The sequence below is a fragment of the Pseudomonas sp. Ma2-10 genome (assembly GCF_054330215.1).
The window spans coordinates 410,326-423,017 of the sequence record NZ_JBTEYL010000002.1; the positions used below are offsets into that span (position 1 = coordinate 410,326).

Annotated in this window: 13 protein-coding genes; 3 read left to right on the forward strand and 10 right to left on the reverse strand. The window is 59.1% G+C overall.

The features are described from left to right. Positions 1 to 150 precede the first annotated feature (150 nt). The 4 genes from ACXPVS_RS04535 to dadA all read right to left on the reverse strand — a co-directional run bounded on the left by ACXPVS_RS04535 (position 151) and on the right by dadA (position 3,594). Positions 151 to 699, reverse strand: a complete 549-nt coding sequence (locus ACXPVS_RS04535; protein ID WP_008150195.1) for a cupin domain-containing protein — start codon at positions 697 to 699, stop codon at positions 151 to 153. A 127-nt stretch (positions 700 to 826) separates the two neighbouring features. Continuing rightward, complete coding sequence (alr, locus tag ACXPVS_RS04540; RefSeq protein WP_458508857.1) at positions 827 to 1,900, reverse strand: alanine racemase; 1,074 nt, start codon at positions 1,898 to 1,900, stop codon at positions 827 to 829. 64 nt (positions 1,901 to 1,964) lie between these two features. Next, positions 1,965 to 2,318, reverse strand: a complete 354-nt coding sequence (locus ACXPVS_RS04545) for a RidA family protein (RefSeq protein WP_458508858.1) — start codon at positions 2,316 to 2,318, stop codon at positions 1,965 to 1,967. After that, entirely contained in the window at positions 2,290 to 3,594 is a 1,305-nt protein-coding gene (gene dadA, locus ACXPVS_RS04550) for a D-amino acid dehydrogenase (RefSeq protein WP_458508859.1), read from the reverse strand. The genes ACXPVS_RS04545 and dadA overlap by 29 nt, the downstream gene beginning before the upstream one ends. Positions 3,595 to 3,751: 157 nt before the next feature. Here dadA and ACXPVS_RS04555 point away from each other — a divergent pair, with 157 nt between their 5' ends. Beyond that, positions 3,752 to 4,240 (forward strand): Lrp/AsnC ligand binding domain-containing protein, encoded by a 489-nt coding sequence (locus tag ACXPVS_RS04555; RefSeq protein WP_003206849.1) that lies wholly within the window; start codon positions 3,752 to 3,754, stop codon positions 4,238 to 4,240. A 35-nt stretch (positions 4,241 to 4,275) separates the two neighbouring features. Here the strand turns inward: ACXPVS_RS04555 and ACXPVS_RS04560 are convergent, their stop codons facing one another. Continuing rightward, positions 4,276 to 4,629 carry a YkgJ family cysteine cluster protein gene (locus ACXPVS_RS04560; protein ID WP_458508860.1) on the reverse strand — a complete coding sequence of 118 codons (354 nt, stop codon included), beginning with the start codon at positions 4,627 to 4,629 and terminating at the stop codon, positions 4,276 to 4,278. Between the two features lie 147 nt (positions 4,630 to 4,776). Here ACXPVS_RS04560 and ACXPVS_RS04565 point away from each other — a divergent pair, with 147 nt between their 5' ends. Next, positions 4,777 to 6,090 carry an NAD(P)/FAD-dependent oxidoreductase gene (locus ACXPVS_RS04565; protein WP_458508861.1) on the forward strand — a complete coding sequence of 438 codons (1,314 nt, stop codon included), beginning with the start codon at positions 4,777 to 4,779 and terminating at the stop codon, positions 6,088 to 6,090. Between the two features lie 43 nt (positions 6,091 to 6,133). Here the strand turns inward: ACXPVS_RS04565 and ACXPVS_RS04570 are convergent, their stop codons facing one another. Then, positions 6,134 to 6,379, reverse strand: coding sequence for a DUF1127 domain-containing protein (locus tag ACXPVS_RS04570; protein WP_458508862.1), 246 nt, complete (start codon positions 6,377 to 6,379; stop codon positions 6,134 to 6,136). Between the two features lie 179 nt (positions 6,380 to 6,558). On the opposite strand from ACXPVS_RS04570, the gene ACXPVS_RS04575 reads away from it, so the two are divergent. Then, entirely contained in the window at positions 6,559 to 7,992 is a 1,434-nt protein-coding gene (locus ACXPVS_RS04575; protein ID WP_458508863.1) for an aminotransferase-like domain-containing protein, read from the forward strand. 12 nt (positions 7,993 to 8,004) lie between these two features. Here the strand turns inward: ACXPVS_RS04575 and ACXPVS_RS04580 are convergent, their stop codons facing one another. The 4 genes from ACXPVS_RS04580 to ACXPVS_RS04595 form a co-directional block, all read right to left on the reverse strand. Beyond that, positions 8,005 to 8,577, reverse strand: coding sequence for a hypothetical protein (locus ACXPVS_RS04580; protein WP_458508864.1), 573 nt, complete (start codon positions 8,575 to 8,577; stop codon positions 8,005 to 8,007). 28 nt (positions 8,578 to 8,605) lie between these two features. Next, positions 8,606 to 11,041: a fimbria/pilus outer membrane usher protein gene (locus tag ACXPVS_RS04585; RefSeq protein WP_458508865.1), complete on the reverse strand. Its 2,436-nt coding sequence runs from the start codon at positions 11,039 to 11,041 to the stop codon at positions 8,606 to 8,608. Continuing rightward, positions 11,041 to 11,748 carry a fimbria/pilus chaperone family protein gene (locus tag ACXPVS_RS04590; RefSeq protein WP_458508866.1) on the reverse strand — a complete coding sequence of 236 codons (708 nt, stop codon included), beginning with the start codon at positions 11,746 to 11,748 and terminating at the stop codon, positions 11,041 to 11,043. The genes ACXPVS_RS04585 and ACXPVS_RS04590 overlap by 1 nt, the downstream gene beginning before the upstream one ends. Positions 11,749 to 11,928: 180 nt before the next feature. Then, complete coding sequence (locus tag ACXPVS_RS04595; protein ID WP_458508867.1) at positions 11,929 to 12,591, reverse strand: DUF1120 domain-containing protein; 663 nt, start codon at positions 12,589 to 12,591, stop codon at positions 11,929 to 11,931. Positions 12,592 to 12,692 lie beyond the last annotated feature (101 nt).

A 12,692-nucleotide genomic window follows, 5' to 3' on the forward strand; every position in this document is an offset into this window, starting at 1 on the left:
GCTAGTCACGCCCACGGCCACGGTTCGCAGGCGGGCGCAAGTATAACGGGAAGCCCGCCACACTGAAACAACCCTAAAATCGCAGGGGTCTTATGCGTGGCGGAAAAACAACTCGGCCCCCTCCGCAATGCTGGCGGGACGCCTCTTTTCTTAGAAATTCGCGGGAGTAGCTGCGCTGATTAGTCGCGCGGGCGCATCGAACGGATTACGGAAACGGTGCGGTTTAGTACTTTCAAAGTAGTAGCTGTCGCCGGCTTCGAGCACAAACGTTTCAAGCCCCACCACCAGTTCAAGTCGCCCTTCGAGCAAAATCCCGGTTTCCTCGCCCTCATGGGTAAGCATCTCGTCACCGGTGTCGGCGCCTGGCGGGTAAATTTCGTTAAGGAACGCGATGGCCCGGCTCGGATGAGCCCTGCCGACCAGTTTCATGGTCACTGCACCGTCGGAAATATCGATCAGTTCGTTGGCTTTGTAGACGATCTGAGTCGGTTTTTCCTGCAGGATCTCTTCGGAAAAAAACTCGACCATGGACATGGGAATCCCGCCCAGTACCTTCCTGAGCGAACTGATCGAGGGGCTGACACTGTTCTTCTCGATCATCGAAATGGTGCTGTTGGTGACGCCCGCGCGTTTGGCGAGTTCACGCTGGGAAAGTCCTTTGAGCTTACGGATGGATTGCAGTCGTTCACCGACGTCCAATGCTGGAGCCTCCAGGGATTCAGGTTGTTGGAATAATGAGCGATATCATGGCGACAGCGTTCAGTATTTACAACACTTGGACCTGAATCCTGTTAGGCGAAGCGACTTTCGGTCGGAGCGCGCTGACCTAAGCCCCGGAATAGAGCATTGGCACCCGGCGCAGGTTACAGAATATCTGGTAAGGAATGGTGTCCGCAGCCGCAGCCACATCGCTGGCGAGGATATTTTTGCCCCACAACTCGACGATCGAACCGAGGCCGGCTTGCGGCACATCGGTCAGGTCGATGCAGAGCATGTCCATCGACACCCGGCCAATCAACTGGCTGCGCTGCCCGGCGACCATCACGGGCGTGCCGGTCGGTGCCTGACGGGGGTAGCCGTCGGCGTACCCCATGGCCACCACGCCCACGCGCATCGGTTTCTGGGTGATGAATCTGGCGCCGTAACCGATCGGCTCGCCGGCCGGCAGTTCGCGCACGCAAATCACTTTCGATTCAAGGGTCATCACCGGTTGCAGGCGGGACGCTACGGCATTGGCTTCTTCAAACGGAGTCGCGCCGTAGAGCATGATGCCCGGGCGAACCCAATCACTTGGAATCTGCGGCCAACCGAGCACAGCCGGCGAGTTGCGCAGGCTGACCTCGGCCGACAAACCCTGGCGCGCCGCTTCGAACACCGCGACCTGCTCGGTACTGGCCTGGCTGTGCAGCTCATCGGCCCGGGCGAAGTGGCTCATCAGTACAATTTTCGCCACCTTGCCGCTGGCCAGCAGCCGTTGATAGCCCGCCCGATAATCCTTTGGATGCAAGCCCACCCGATGCATGCCCGAATCGAGCTTGAGCCAGACGGTGATCGGCTTGCTCAGTGCCGCGTTCTCGATGGCTTCGAGCTGCCACAGCGAATGCACCACACACCAGAAGTCATGCTCGACGATCAGCGACAACTCATCGGCTTCGAAAAAACCTTCGAGCAGCAACACCGGCGCACGAATGCCCGCGGCTCGCAGCTCCAGGGCCTCTTCAATACAGGCCACGGCAAAACCGTCTGCTTCGGCCTCCAGCGCCAGGGCACAACGCACAGCGCCATGACCGTAGGCATCGGCCTTGATCACCGCGAGGGCCTTGGCCCCTGTAACTTCACGGGCGATTTGATAGTTGTGACGCAGGGCTTGAAGGTCGATCAGGGCATGGGCAGGACGCATGGCGGCAGACTTCTGGTCGGGTCATTGGGGAAGAAAAACCGGGAGAGGGATCTTTTGGGCTGGCTTATGGCAGAGCAGCGACAACCGATAGCTCAACCAGGATTTGCGGCTCGCACAGCTTCGATTCAACGGTGGCACGGGCCGGTGTGAGGCCTTTTGGCAGCCACTGGTCCCAGACCGCGTTCATGCCTTCAAAGTGTGCATCAATGTCTTTCAAGTAAATCGTCACCGACAGCAAACGGCTCTTGTCGGTCCCGGCCAGATCCAGCAAACGCTCGATGTTGGCAAGCGTTTCACGGGTCTGCTGTTCAATCCCGGCGTTCATATCGTCGCCGACCTGCCCTGCCAGATACACGGTACCGCTGTGGACTACGATCTGGCTCATGCGCTCATTGGTGAGCTGGCGCTGGATTGACATGTTTTACAGACTCCTGATTTTTTTTGCCGTAACGGGAAATATCGAGGCCTTCGGCGCTGATTTGCGGCGTTTTCTTCGCCATCAGATCAGCCAGCAGGCGACCGGAACCGCACGCCATGGTCCAACCAAGCGTACCGTGACCCGTGTTCAAAAACAGATTGCTGAACGGCGTAGCCCCCACGATCGGCGTGCCGTCCGGGGTGGTCGGACGCAAACCGGTCCAGAAACTCGCCTGGGCCAGATCGCCGCCCTGAGGATAGAGGTCGTTGACGATCATCTCCAGGGTTTCACGCCGACGCGGGTTCAGCGACAGGTCAAAACCGGCTATTTCAGCCATGCCACCGACGCGGATGCGGTTGTCGAAACGGGTGATCGCGACCTTGTAAGTCTCGTCGAGAATAGTCGAAGTCGGGGCCATCGCCGGGTTCGTGATCGGCACAGTCAAGGAATACCCCTTGAGCGGATACACCGGCGCCTTGATGCCCAGTGGTTTGAGCAGTTGCGGCGAATAGCTGCCCAGGGCCAGCACGTAGCGGTCAGCGGTTTCCAGCTTGCCGTCGATCCATACGCCGTTGATGCGATCACCGGCATAGTCGAGGCGCTGAATGTCCTGGTCGAAGCGGAATTCAACACCTAGCTTGGTCGCCATTTCGACCAGGCGGGAGGTGAACATCTGGCAATCGCCAGTCTGGTCGTTCGGCAGGCGCAGGGCACCGGCGAGGATGTCGGTGACGCTGGCCAGCGCCGGCTCAACGCGGGCAATGCCGGCGCGGTCGAGCAGTTCGAACGGCACGCCGGACTCTTTCAGCACGGCGATGTCTTTCCAGGCCCCGTCAAGTTGAGCCTGGGTGCGGAACAGCTGCGTAGTACCGAGGCTACGGCCTTCGTAGGCAATGCCGGTTTCGGCGCGCAATTCGTCGAGGCAATCACGACTGTACTCGGACAGACGGACCATACGCTCTTTGTTCACCGCATAACGACTGGCGGTGCAGTTACGCAGCATCTGCGCCATCCACAGGTATTGGTCGATGTCGGCGGTGGCCTTGATCGCCAGCGGTGCATGCCGCTGCAACAACCACTTAATGGCTTTAAGCGGAACACCCGGCGCAGCCCACGGCGAGGCATAACCCGGCGAAACCTGCCCGGCGTTGGCGAAACTGGTCTCCATGGCAGCGGCCGGCTGACGGTCCACGACCACTACTTCAAACCCGGCACGTGCCAGATAATAGGCACTGGTGGTACCGATGACGCCGCTACCCAAAACCATAACGCGCATTTTCATATCCCTCATCGCGGCGTGCCGCTGACGTTCGCAGTTGTCGAGCATTGATGTTCGCAGTGTAAAAAAGATTAGGCAGTGCTTTTCACTATATAAGTGCCTATATTTGGCGAGTATTCTCGGCAAAAACGCTTTTCACGGAGGCGCATCCCCTATGCGTACCAACACTCAGACCAAACGTGAGCTGGACAAGATCGACCGCAACATCCTTCGGATCTTGCAAGCGGACGGACGCATCTCCTTCACTGAACTGGGGGAAAAGGTCGGGCTATCGACCACGCCGTGTACCGAGCGGGTCCGGCGGCTGGAGCGCGAAGGGATCATCATGGGCTACAACGCCCGGCTCAATCCGCAGCACCTCAAGGGTAGTCTTCTGGTATTCGTCGAGATCAGTCTCGACTACAAATCCGGCGATACTTTCGAAGAGTTCCGACGCGCGGTCCTGAAACTTCCCCACGTGCTGGAGTGCCATTTGGTGTCAGGGGATTTCGACTATCTGGTGAAGGCGCGGATTTCCGAGATGGCCTCGTACCGCAAACTGCTGGGCGACATTCTGCTCAAGCTGCCGCATGTGCGCGAATCCAAGAGCTACATCGTCATGGAAGAAGTGAAAGAGAGCTTGAATCTGCCGATTCCGGATTGAGCCTACACAGATCGTCCCACGCAGCGTGGGAACGATCAAACCAGCACCTGCCGGGTGCTGGCCATGTACTCATGAATCTGCTTTTCGACCCGCGGATGAATCAGCTCCACCGGCCCCCGCTCATTCGGGCATGGCAAGGTCTTGGTGGTGCCGAACAGTCGACAGATCAACGGCCGCTCGTCATACACGGTGCAGCCGCTGGGTCCGAGGTGCACGCAATTGAGTTCGTCCATTGCAGCGTCCTGCTCGGCCCGGGTCTTGCGCGGCAGGCGGGACATCTCTTCCGGTGAGGTGGTCACCGGCCCACAACAGTCATGGCAGCCGGGCACGCACTCGAACGAGGGAATTTGCTGCCGTAGCGTACGAACTTTCTGACTGTTGCAGCTCATCGAAGCGGTAACCAAAAGCGGAATAGAGTGGGATTCTGCCGCAAAAGCCACGATCCAGACAGCACCAACCGACCAGTGTTGCCCGTGTCCGAAGGTCCGGCTTATGCTCCGTCAAATTTTCTAAACACACGAATCAGGAACACGCACATGAATGCCCGTGCTCAGCAACCTGCCCCGAACCATCAGCACGCTGCTTCTTACTACGCCGCCAGCAGCCTGCCGCAGCCCGATCATCCGCTGCTCACAGGCGACCAGATGGCTGACGTTTGCGTGGTCGGTGGCGGGTTCTCCGGGTTGAACACGGCGCTCGAGCTGGCCGAACGCGGTTTCAGTGTGATCCTGCTCGAAGCCCACAAAATCGGTTGGGGTGCCAGCGGACGCAATGGCGGACAGTTGATTCGTGGCGTCGGCCATGGCCTCGATCAGTTCGCTAACGTGATCGGTACGGACGGCGTGCGTCAGATGAAACTCATGGGCCTGGAAGCGGTGGAAATCGTCCGACAGCGCGTCGAGCGTTTTCAGATCCCTTGCGACCTCACATGGGGCTACTGCGATCTGGCCAACAAACCTCGAGACCTCGAAGGTTTCGCTGAAGATGCCGAAGAGCTGCGCAGCCTCGGCTACCGTTACGAAACTCGCCTGCTGCAAGCCAGTGAAATGCACTCCGTTGTGGGGTCCGATCGCTACGTCGGCGGTTTGATCGATAGGGGCTCAGGGCATCTGCACCCGCTGAATCTGGCACTGGGCGAAGCGGCTGCGGCCCAGCAACTCGGGGTGAAGCTGTTCGAACAATCGGCAGTCACCCGCATCGATTATGGCCCCGAGGTCAAGGTCTACACCGCCCAGGGTTCGGTCCGCGCCAAGACGCTGGTGCTGGGCTGCAACGCCTACCTCAATGAGCTCAATCCCGAACTCGGCGGCAAGGTGCTGCCCGCTGGCAGCTACATCATCGCCACCGAACCGTTGAGTGAAGCGCTGGCTCACTCGCTGCTGCCACAGAATATGGCGGTCTGCGATCAACGGGTGGCGCTGGACTACTACCGGCTCTCGGCGGACCGACGCTTGCTGTTTGGTGGCGCCTGTCACTATTCAGGTCGCGACCCGAAAGACATCGCCGCCTACATGCGGCCGAAGATGCTGGAGGTTTTTCCGCGACTGGCCGGGGTCAAGATCGACTATCAATGGGGCGGGATGATCGGCATCGGCGCCAACCGTCTGCCGCAGATCGGCCGGATCAAGGACCAACCGAATGTGTATTACGCCCAGGCTTATTCCGGTCATGGCGTGAATGCCACGCACCTGGCGGGAAAGTTGTTGGCTGAGGCTATCAGTGGCCAGCAGAGTGGAGGGTTCGATCTGTTTGCCAAGGTGCCGCATATCACGTTCCCTGGCGGCAAGCATTTGCGCTCGCCGTTGTTGGCGCTTGGGATGTTGTGGCATCGGCTTAAAGCGTTGGCTTGAGGGAGACGATCGATCCCACGCTCGTGGGAACGATCATCAGACATCAGATCCGCCAGAACGGTTTAAGCCCCTCCTCCCGCGCCTGCTCCCGACTCAATCCGATGTCCTTAAGCTGCTCAGTCGTGAGCTCCAGCAATGCCTTGCGCGTGTGCAGACGATGCCAGAACAGACCCCAGCGGCTCAGGCCTGACGGTGCGTTACGCATGACCGCCTCGCGTGCACCGCTGTTTTGCCCTGCCGCCAGTTCCTGACTGTGTAACGTCAGCCGCACATCGCTCAAGCCGTTCATTTTGATTGCTCCTGTTTACTTGGGTCGCCAGAGCTTTCATGATGCGTCGACGGCAAAAAGCATTACAGATTCAACGGTGATGTATTAGTTCCATACAGATTTTGCATTTCAGTGTCTGAATCGCGTATTTTCATCCAATCTGTACTGGTTAATCGACTCACCCACACTGAGACTGCGCCATGACCCTTTACGTCAACCTCGCCGAACTACTCGGCACGCGTATCGAACAGGGCTTCTATCGCCCAGGTGACCGGTTGCCGTCGGTGCGCGCGTTGAGTGTTGAACACGGCGTCAGCCTGAGCACGGTGCAACAGGCGTATCGCGTGCTGGAAGACAGCGGGTTGGCAACACCTAAACCCAAATCCGGCTACTTCGTTCCGGTGGGTCGCGAGCTGCCGGAGCTGCCGGCCATTGGTCGCCCGGCCCAGCGTCCGGTGGATATTTCCCAGTGGGATCAGGTGCTGGAGTTGATTCGCGCCGTGCCACGCAAAGACGTCGTGCAACTGGGCCGCGGCATGCCGGACATCACCACGCCGACCATGAAACCGTTGCTGCGCAACCTGGCACGGATCAGCCGCCGGCAGGACATGCCCGGCCTGTATTACGACAACATCTACGGCACCCTCGAACTGCGCGAACAGATCGCCCGCCTGATGCTGGATTCCGGTTGCCAATTGACGGCCCACGATCTGGTGATCACTACCGGTTGCCACGAAGCGCTGTCCACCAGTATTCGCGCCATCTGCGAGCCGGGGGATATTGTGGCTGTGGACTCGCCGAGCTTTCACGGCGCCATGCAGACCCTCAAGGGCTTGGGCATGAAAGCCCTGGAAATCCCCACCGACCCGCTCACCGGAATCAGCCTCGATGCCCTAGAGCTGGCCCTGGAACAATGGCCAATCAAGGCCATACAGTTGACCCCCAACTGCAACAACCCGCTGGGCTACATCATGCCGGAGTCGCGCAAACGCGCGTTGTTGACACTCGCACAGCGCTTCGACGTGGCGATCATCGAGGACGATGTGTATGGCGAACTGGCCTACACCTACCCGCGCCCGCGCACGATCAAATCCTTCGACGAAGACGGCCGGGTCCTGCTTTGCAGCTCGTTTTCCAAGACATTGGCGCCGGGACTGCGCATTGGTTGGGTGGCGCCGGGTCGCTATCTGGAACGTGTGCTGCACATGAAATACATCAGCACCGGCTCCACCGCGCCGCAGCCGCAGATTGCCATCGCCGAATTCCTCAAAGCAGGGCACTTCGAGCCGCATTTACGACGGATGCGTTCGCATTACCAGCGTAATCGCGACGTGATGATCGATTGGGTCAGTCGCTACTTCCCTCCGGGCACTCGCGCCAGCCGCCCTCAAGGCAGTTTCATGCTGTGGGTGGAACTGCCAGAAGGCTTCGACACCCTGAAACTGAATCGTGCGTTGCACGACCAAGGCGTACAGATTGCCGTCGGCAGCATCTTTTCCGCCTCCGGCAAATACCGCAATTGCCTGCGGATGAACTACGCCGCCAAGCCCACACCGCAGATCGAAGACGCGGTGCGCAAGGTCGGCGCGGCAGCTATCAGGCTGTTGGCAGACATCGACGGTGTGAGCAGCTGACCTTGCGGCACATCAGTTCACCACAAAACTGCCGCGAGTTTCGAACCGGGTCACGTCGCGAACCTTCGTCGCTTCTTGGCTGACGCGCGCCTCAAGCTCAAGCTCCAGAACCAGTCGCCTACCCGCTGCCACCGTACCGTTGCGCCATGGCATCATTCGGTCGTCTGGCCTTAACGTGTCCGGGTTGGGCGTGCCCTCTTCGCCCTTGCGCACCCAATCCACCGTCAAGCCGTCCAGTTGAGCTCCGAGGATCCGAACCTGTAACGTCCCCTCCGAGAATCGATAGAGCCGGGCATTCGCCGCCGGCGCCTCCAGCATGAGCGTCATCGGCATCGCTTCTGCGCACTGCACCTGAAGACTCGTGCGCCGGCTGCCAAAGCTTGCTGACGCGCTGCCCGTCGAGTGTTCCAACAAGGCTCCGCGTGTGGCCGACCCAAAGTCCAGCAGTGCCGGCGACAGCACAGCCGTGCAGTGCTCGGCGGCCTGTACCGGAACGAAGAGCAATGAAAGCAAAACACCAAGCGCCAACGGGCGGGGGCTCGCACGCAAGCGGTCGGGAAAATAACTCAATACCGCTGATTTCATGGGTGTTCCTTTAAGCGAACGATAAACATCACCCGCTCTCGCAAACCGCTTCAGCAGTCTCGAAAAGTACTGATGACTCGGAGGGTGTCTGGGCCAGTTTCAGGGTCACGTTGCACGTGTTGCCCTCGGACAGCGCCAACTGCAACTGCATTTCGCTCTGCGCATCGAGAAGAAAAATTTTTCCGGCATCGACCACTGTCGTCAGGTATTTTTCGCCAGCGTAGACCGCCACCCCCTTGGCCACTGGCTGGCCTTGCGCCGTATGCACCACGAGCAATACGCGCCGGGCGCTGACGAGCGCGAAATCAAATACCTGGACCGAACCACGTCCAGCCTCGACCTCCTGATAGCCATTGAGCACGTCGACGCTACGCGGCAAGCTGGTCGTTTCGATCTCTACCTTGGTGTTGCGGTAGGCCGGCAGACTGGCCGCCACGGCACGCCCGGCACCGTCTGTCCAGACCGGCCCCTGCGAGGTGCGTATTTTGACACCCGGCGATTCCCCTACCTTCACCAGTCCGAACGTGTCGCGCAGGGGATAGGGCGACGGTGTGACTCCATCCGCATGGACCGCCAAACCGCCACGCAAGGCGACGTCATAGGTCTTGGACCCGGAGCCACTGTGGGAGTAACCCAGACCTGCACGGGTGTAGCGCGGCAACAGGTTGACGCGCCCGTTGATGCCTGTGGCGCCGTTTTCGTCGCGGTCGGCAGCAATGCTATAGGCCAGTGTGTCGCTGACGTGCTCACTCAACTGCGCCCCGCTGCTCAATCCGGCGCGGTCGTCGCGCCGTGCATAAGTGCTCAAGCTACGCTGAGCACCCAGCGGCATGCTCAGCGAGAGGTAAGCGCCGTTGCCTGACGCATTGTTTGCTTGGCCACCGAAGCTGCGTTCCAGATTGGCTGAAAGGCTCACCTCCCCGAAAGCACGCGACCAGGAAAGGCCCAGGCGTAATTGCGCCTCACCGTTGACCGTGGCATTGCGTGACAACACAGCGCCGAACGTTCCTGACTGTTGGGTTCTACCGCTCAACGAAGCCCCCAACTGCTGGCTGGCGCGAGACTCGGGCCGATCAAGCGTTTGATTCCAGGCAGTGTCCGACAACGTGCGAAAGCCTTCAGATTGCTGCGAGGCCGTCAGGCTTGCAGACAACGAGGGCGCGAGAACCGTACTGAGCGCTGCTTGAAACTGAGCGCCACGCGTTTTCGAGGTCAATACACCAGAGACCACCTGCTGAGCACTGACCGTGGTGTGGTCAGTCAGCGCCTGATGGACCCCCCAACCCAACGATTGATAGTCGTTGGCGCCCATTACTCCGACACTCAACTGCGTACCTGGTCGCCATTGCCAGTCATTGCTGAGCATGGCAAACGTCGGGGTTTGGCGATTATCGCCAGTTATTCGGCGAACTTGACCGAAAGCCGACGAATAACTGGCATTCGAACTGCCAGTCCCTCCGCGCAGGCTCGCGGAGGGCACGGTGAATCGCCGCCGCGAGCCCTTTTCCTCATACACCGTCACGTCAAGATCAAGGTTGTAACTCAACAGTGGCAGGTCCCTGAGGGTGAAAGGTCCGGGGGGGACGACGGTGGTGTAGATCATTGCACCGTTTTGCCGCACCTCCACTCGAGCCGGCGAGTAAGCAATGCCTTCGATAGCAGACCCGGCACCAAACCCTTCGCTCTCCAATGCAAGCGCAGACTCGGGCAGAAACTGAACCCCGGTAAACGCCCCTCCAGCGAACAGTGGCGTGGCCAGGGTGAGTTGACCCAACTGCATCTGGGTCTTGTAGCTTTCCAGAGTCCGTTCGGCATAGGCATTCAGATGCTCAAAGCGAGTAACGCCCTGAAACGAAGCGTACGATTGGCGGCTCCGAAAAACCCAATCCCCGGCATTCAGTCCGACTTCGGAATTGAGGCTGTGATACTGACTCGACTGGCCATTGAACTGACTGCTGACTGCCAACGCGTCATAGTTGAACAGGCCCGCGACGCCACCCTTGGAGAAGCTGCGCTGGCCCGGCCCCGGAGTCGCTAACAAGTGCGTGGGCACCAGCAGACTGACCTGTTCCTTACCCGGATCGAGCCGGGCAATCGCTTCCGGAAACGCTGTACTGAACAGCACGCAAGCACCCTTGCCCGATTCCCGCGAGAGGCTAGCGGGAACGCGAACACCACCGCCTGCCAGCAGCCCCGTGTCGACACACAGGTCACCGTGTTCATTAAACCTGCCGAGCGCACGCCCCTTTGCCACGCCGTTGACTTCCAGCGCTATCCGCCGCAGACCTTGCTCGAATCGCGGCGCCAAACTGAAGTACTGCGCCAGTTTCGGGTCAATCCCTCGGTCTTTCAGCACCTCGGTGTCGAACGCTACATGCTCGTCGGCAAGGGTTCGATCACAAACCGTCACGCCGTAGGTCATTGCGGCGACAAGCGCCACCTTCGCCCCACGAGTGCCGAACATTACTTGAAGACCAGCGGTGCGTCATAAGTGCCCACCGCGAAACCGTAGGTCGTTGCAGGGGACAGACGTACCGTCGTGCTTGAGGCCAACGGTGTGTTGCCCGCCAGCACAAGCTCTTCACCCGGCAAGACATAGGTTCGCGGCAAATCCAGCATCACGCCAGAGGGCATGACACTGACGGACTTGGACAGTCGAACGACATAAGGGCTGGGGTTTTTGACCGTTAGCCGAGCGCCGCGCAGCGACCAGTTCAAACGCTTCCAGGGTTCAGCCTCGACCGGCAGATTGGCCGGACGCAAGATCACCGGAATGTTTTGCCGAACACCCAGGACTATCTGAGCATCACTCTTTGAGGTTTTCGGCAGGATGCCTTCGAAGATCACACGCTTGAGGCGCTCGGTTTCGAGCGGTTTGCTGCTTTGCAGAATGAACCGGACCTGCTGTGTGCCACCAGCTTCGACCCGCGCCACAGGCGGACTCAGTACCAACAGACTTTCTTCGTCCTCGGGCGTGTTCTCGATAACGGTATACAACAGCGCGGGTTGATCATCGGTGTTCTTGACGTTGATCGTGGCTTCACCGAGGGACTCTTCCACCAGCAGTACCGGCACTTCCGGCACCATACCGACGCCCATTGCTCCCGACGAAATCGACAGACCAATCGCAATCAACGCAACATGCGCGACGTGCTTTTTTAATGAATACATGATGATTTCCAGGCGTACCAACGCAGCGATCCGGTTTGGAACGTGCGTCGAGGCTGTGCTCTTTTGACGAAGGGACCTGGCGATAGAGATTTCTGCGCTCGCAGCAGGCGTCTCTATCGCCCGGTTTGAAACCAGGTTGTGTTCAGGACATCAGCCGTCGCCGTCCTGAAAAAACCTGTCTTAGAGGTAGAACACGTCGAAAATCACCGAACCATCGACTTTGAACGAGGTGGTGGTCGCCGGCAGTTGGCGGGTGGGGCGGATGGCGGCCGCCACTTTCATTTCAAACGTGTGTACCAGCGCTGCGGCCGGACCGGCAGCCGCACTCAGGCCCCAGGAGTAAGTGGTCGGGAAGTTCGAGACCATATGACTGCCAGGCACGCGCCAGTTCAGGTTGTCTGGGGTACGAACCAGGAAAGTCCGCTCACGATTGTCAGTCGTGGCCTTGCCAACCCGCAGGCCAAACCCACCGAGACCCACGCCAGAGTTGCCGGCGTTACCCAAGCCGTAGTAAAGATTTTCACCGAAAAACCCTGTAGGGCTGAAGACCAGGTTCGGAGCCTTAGTCGCAGCACGGTTGTCTTTCACACCGAACTCAACCGCGGCCGGGGCATCGCAGCGGATATTCAGGGAAATATCATGTTCTGGCAGATTGTTTTGAACCGTAGGACTCAGAGAACTTAAAGTGATCTGGCCCAGGTCAACGTTAGTGCCGCCCGCGAAACTTGGCGTACAGGAAGTTGGAACAATGCTACCTGTAACGGTCAATCCGACACTGGCCGCCGATGCCGTCACGGGAGAAACAGCAACAGCCATCACTGCCACTAAAAACAACTTTTTCATTATTAAATTCCTTGTTAGACCGATATCAATCACATGCTTTGCATACGAAAAAAAGCCCGATAGCAAATCAAGCCAAGCGATCATTGCGGATAGCGTAAGCT

What these genes read in the sequence shown, in the direction of transcription:
- alr (WP_458508857.1), bottom strand. Translation starts at nt 1,900, where the DNA reads ATGCGTCCTGCCCATGCCCTGATCGACCTTCAAGCCCTGCGTCACAAC.
- ACXPVS_RS04545 (WP_458508858.1), bottom strand. Translation starts at nt 2,318, where the DNA reads ATGTCAATCCAGCGCCAGCTCACCAATGAGCGCATGAGCCAGATCGTA.
- dadA (WP_458508859.1), bottom strand. Translation starts at nt 3,594, where the DNA reads ATGCGCGTTATGGTTTTGGGTAGCGGCGTCATCGGTACCACCAGTGCC.
- ACXPVS_RS04555 (WP_003206849.1), top strand. Translation starts at nt 3,752, where the DNA reads ATGCGTACCAACACTCAGACCAAACGTGAGCTGGACAAGATCGACCGC.
- ACXPVS_RS04560 (WP_458508860.1), bottom strand. Translation starts at nt 4,629, where the DNA reads ATGAGCTGCAACAGTCAGAAAGTTCGTACGCTACGGCAGCAAATTCCC.
- ACXPVS_RS04565 (WP_458508861.1), top strand. Translation starts at nt 4,777, where the DNA reads ATGAATGCCCGTGCTCAGCAACCTGCCCCGAACCATCAGCACGCTGCT.
- ACXPVS_RS04570 (WP_458508862.1), bottom strand. Translation starts at nt 6,379, where the DNA reads ATGAACGGCTTGAGCGATGTGCGGCTGACGTTACACAGTCAGGAACTG.
- ACXPVS_RS04575 (WP_458508863.1), top strand. Translation starts at nt 6,559, where the DNA reads ATGACCCTTTACGTCAACCTCGCCGAACTACTCGGCACGCGTATCGAA.
- ACXPVS_RS04580 (WP_458508864.1), bottom strand. Translation starts at nt 8,577, where the DNA reads ATGAAATCAGCGGTATTGAGTTATTTTCCCGACCGCTTGCGTGCGAGC.
- ACXPVS_RS04585 (WP_458508865.1), bottom strand. Translation starts at nt 11,041, where the DNA reads ATGTTCGGCACTCGTGGGGCGAAGGTGGCGCTTGTCGCCGCAATGACC.
- ACXPVS_RS04590 (WP_458508866.1), bottom strand. Translation starts at nt 11,748, where the DNA reads ATGTATTCATTAAAAAAGCACGTCGCGCATGTTGCGTTGATTGCGATT.
- ACXPVS_RS04595 (WP_458508867.1), bottom strand. Translation starts at nt 12,591, where the DNA reads ATGAAAAAGTTGTTTTTAGTGGCAGTGATGGCTGTTGCTGTTTCTCCC.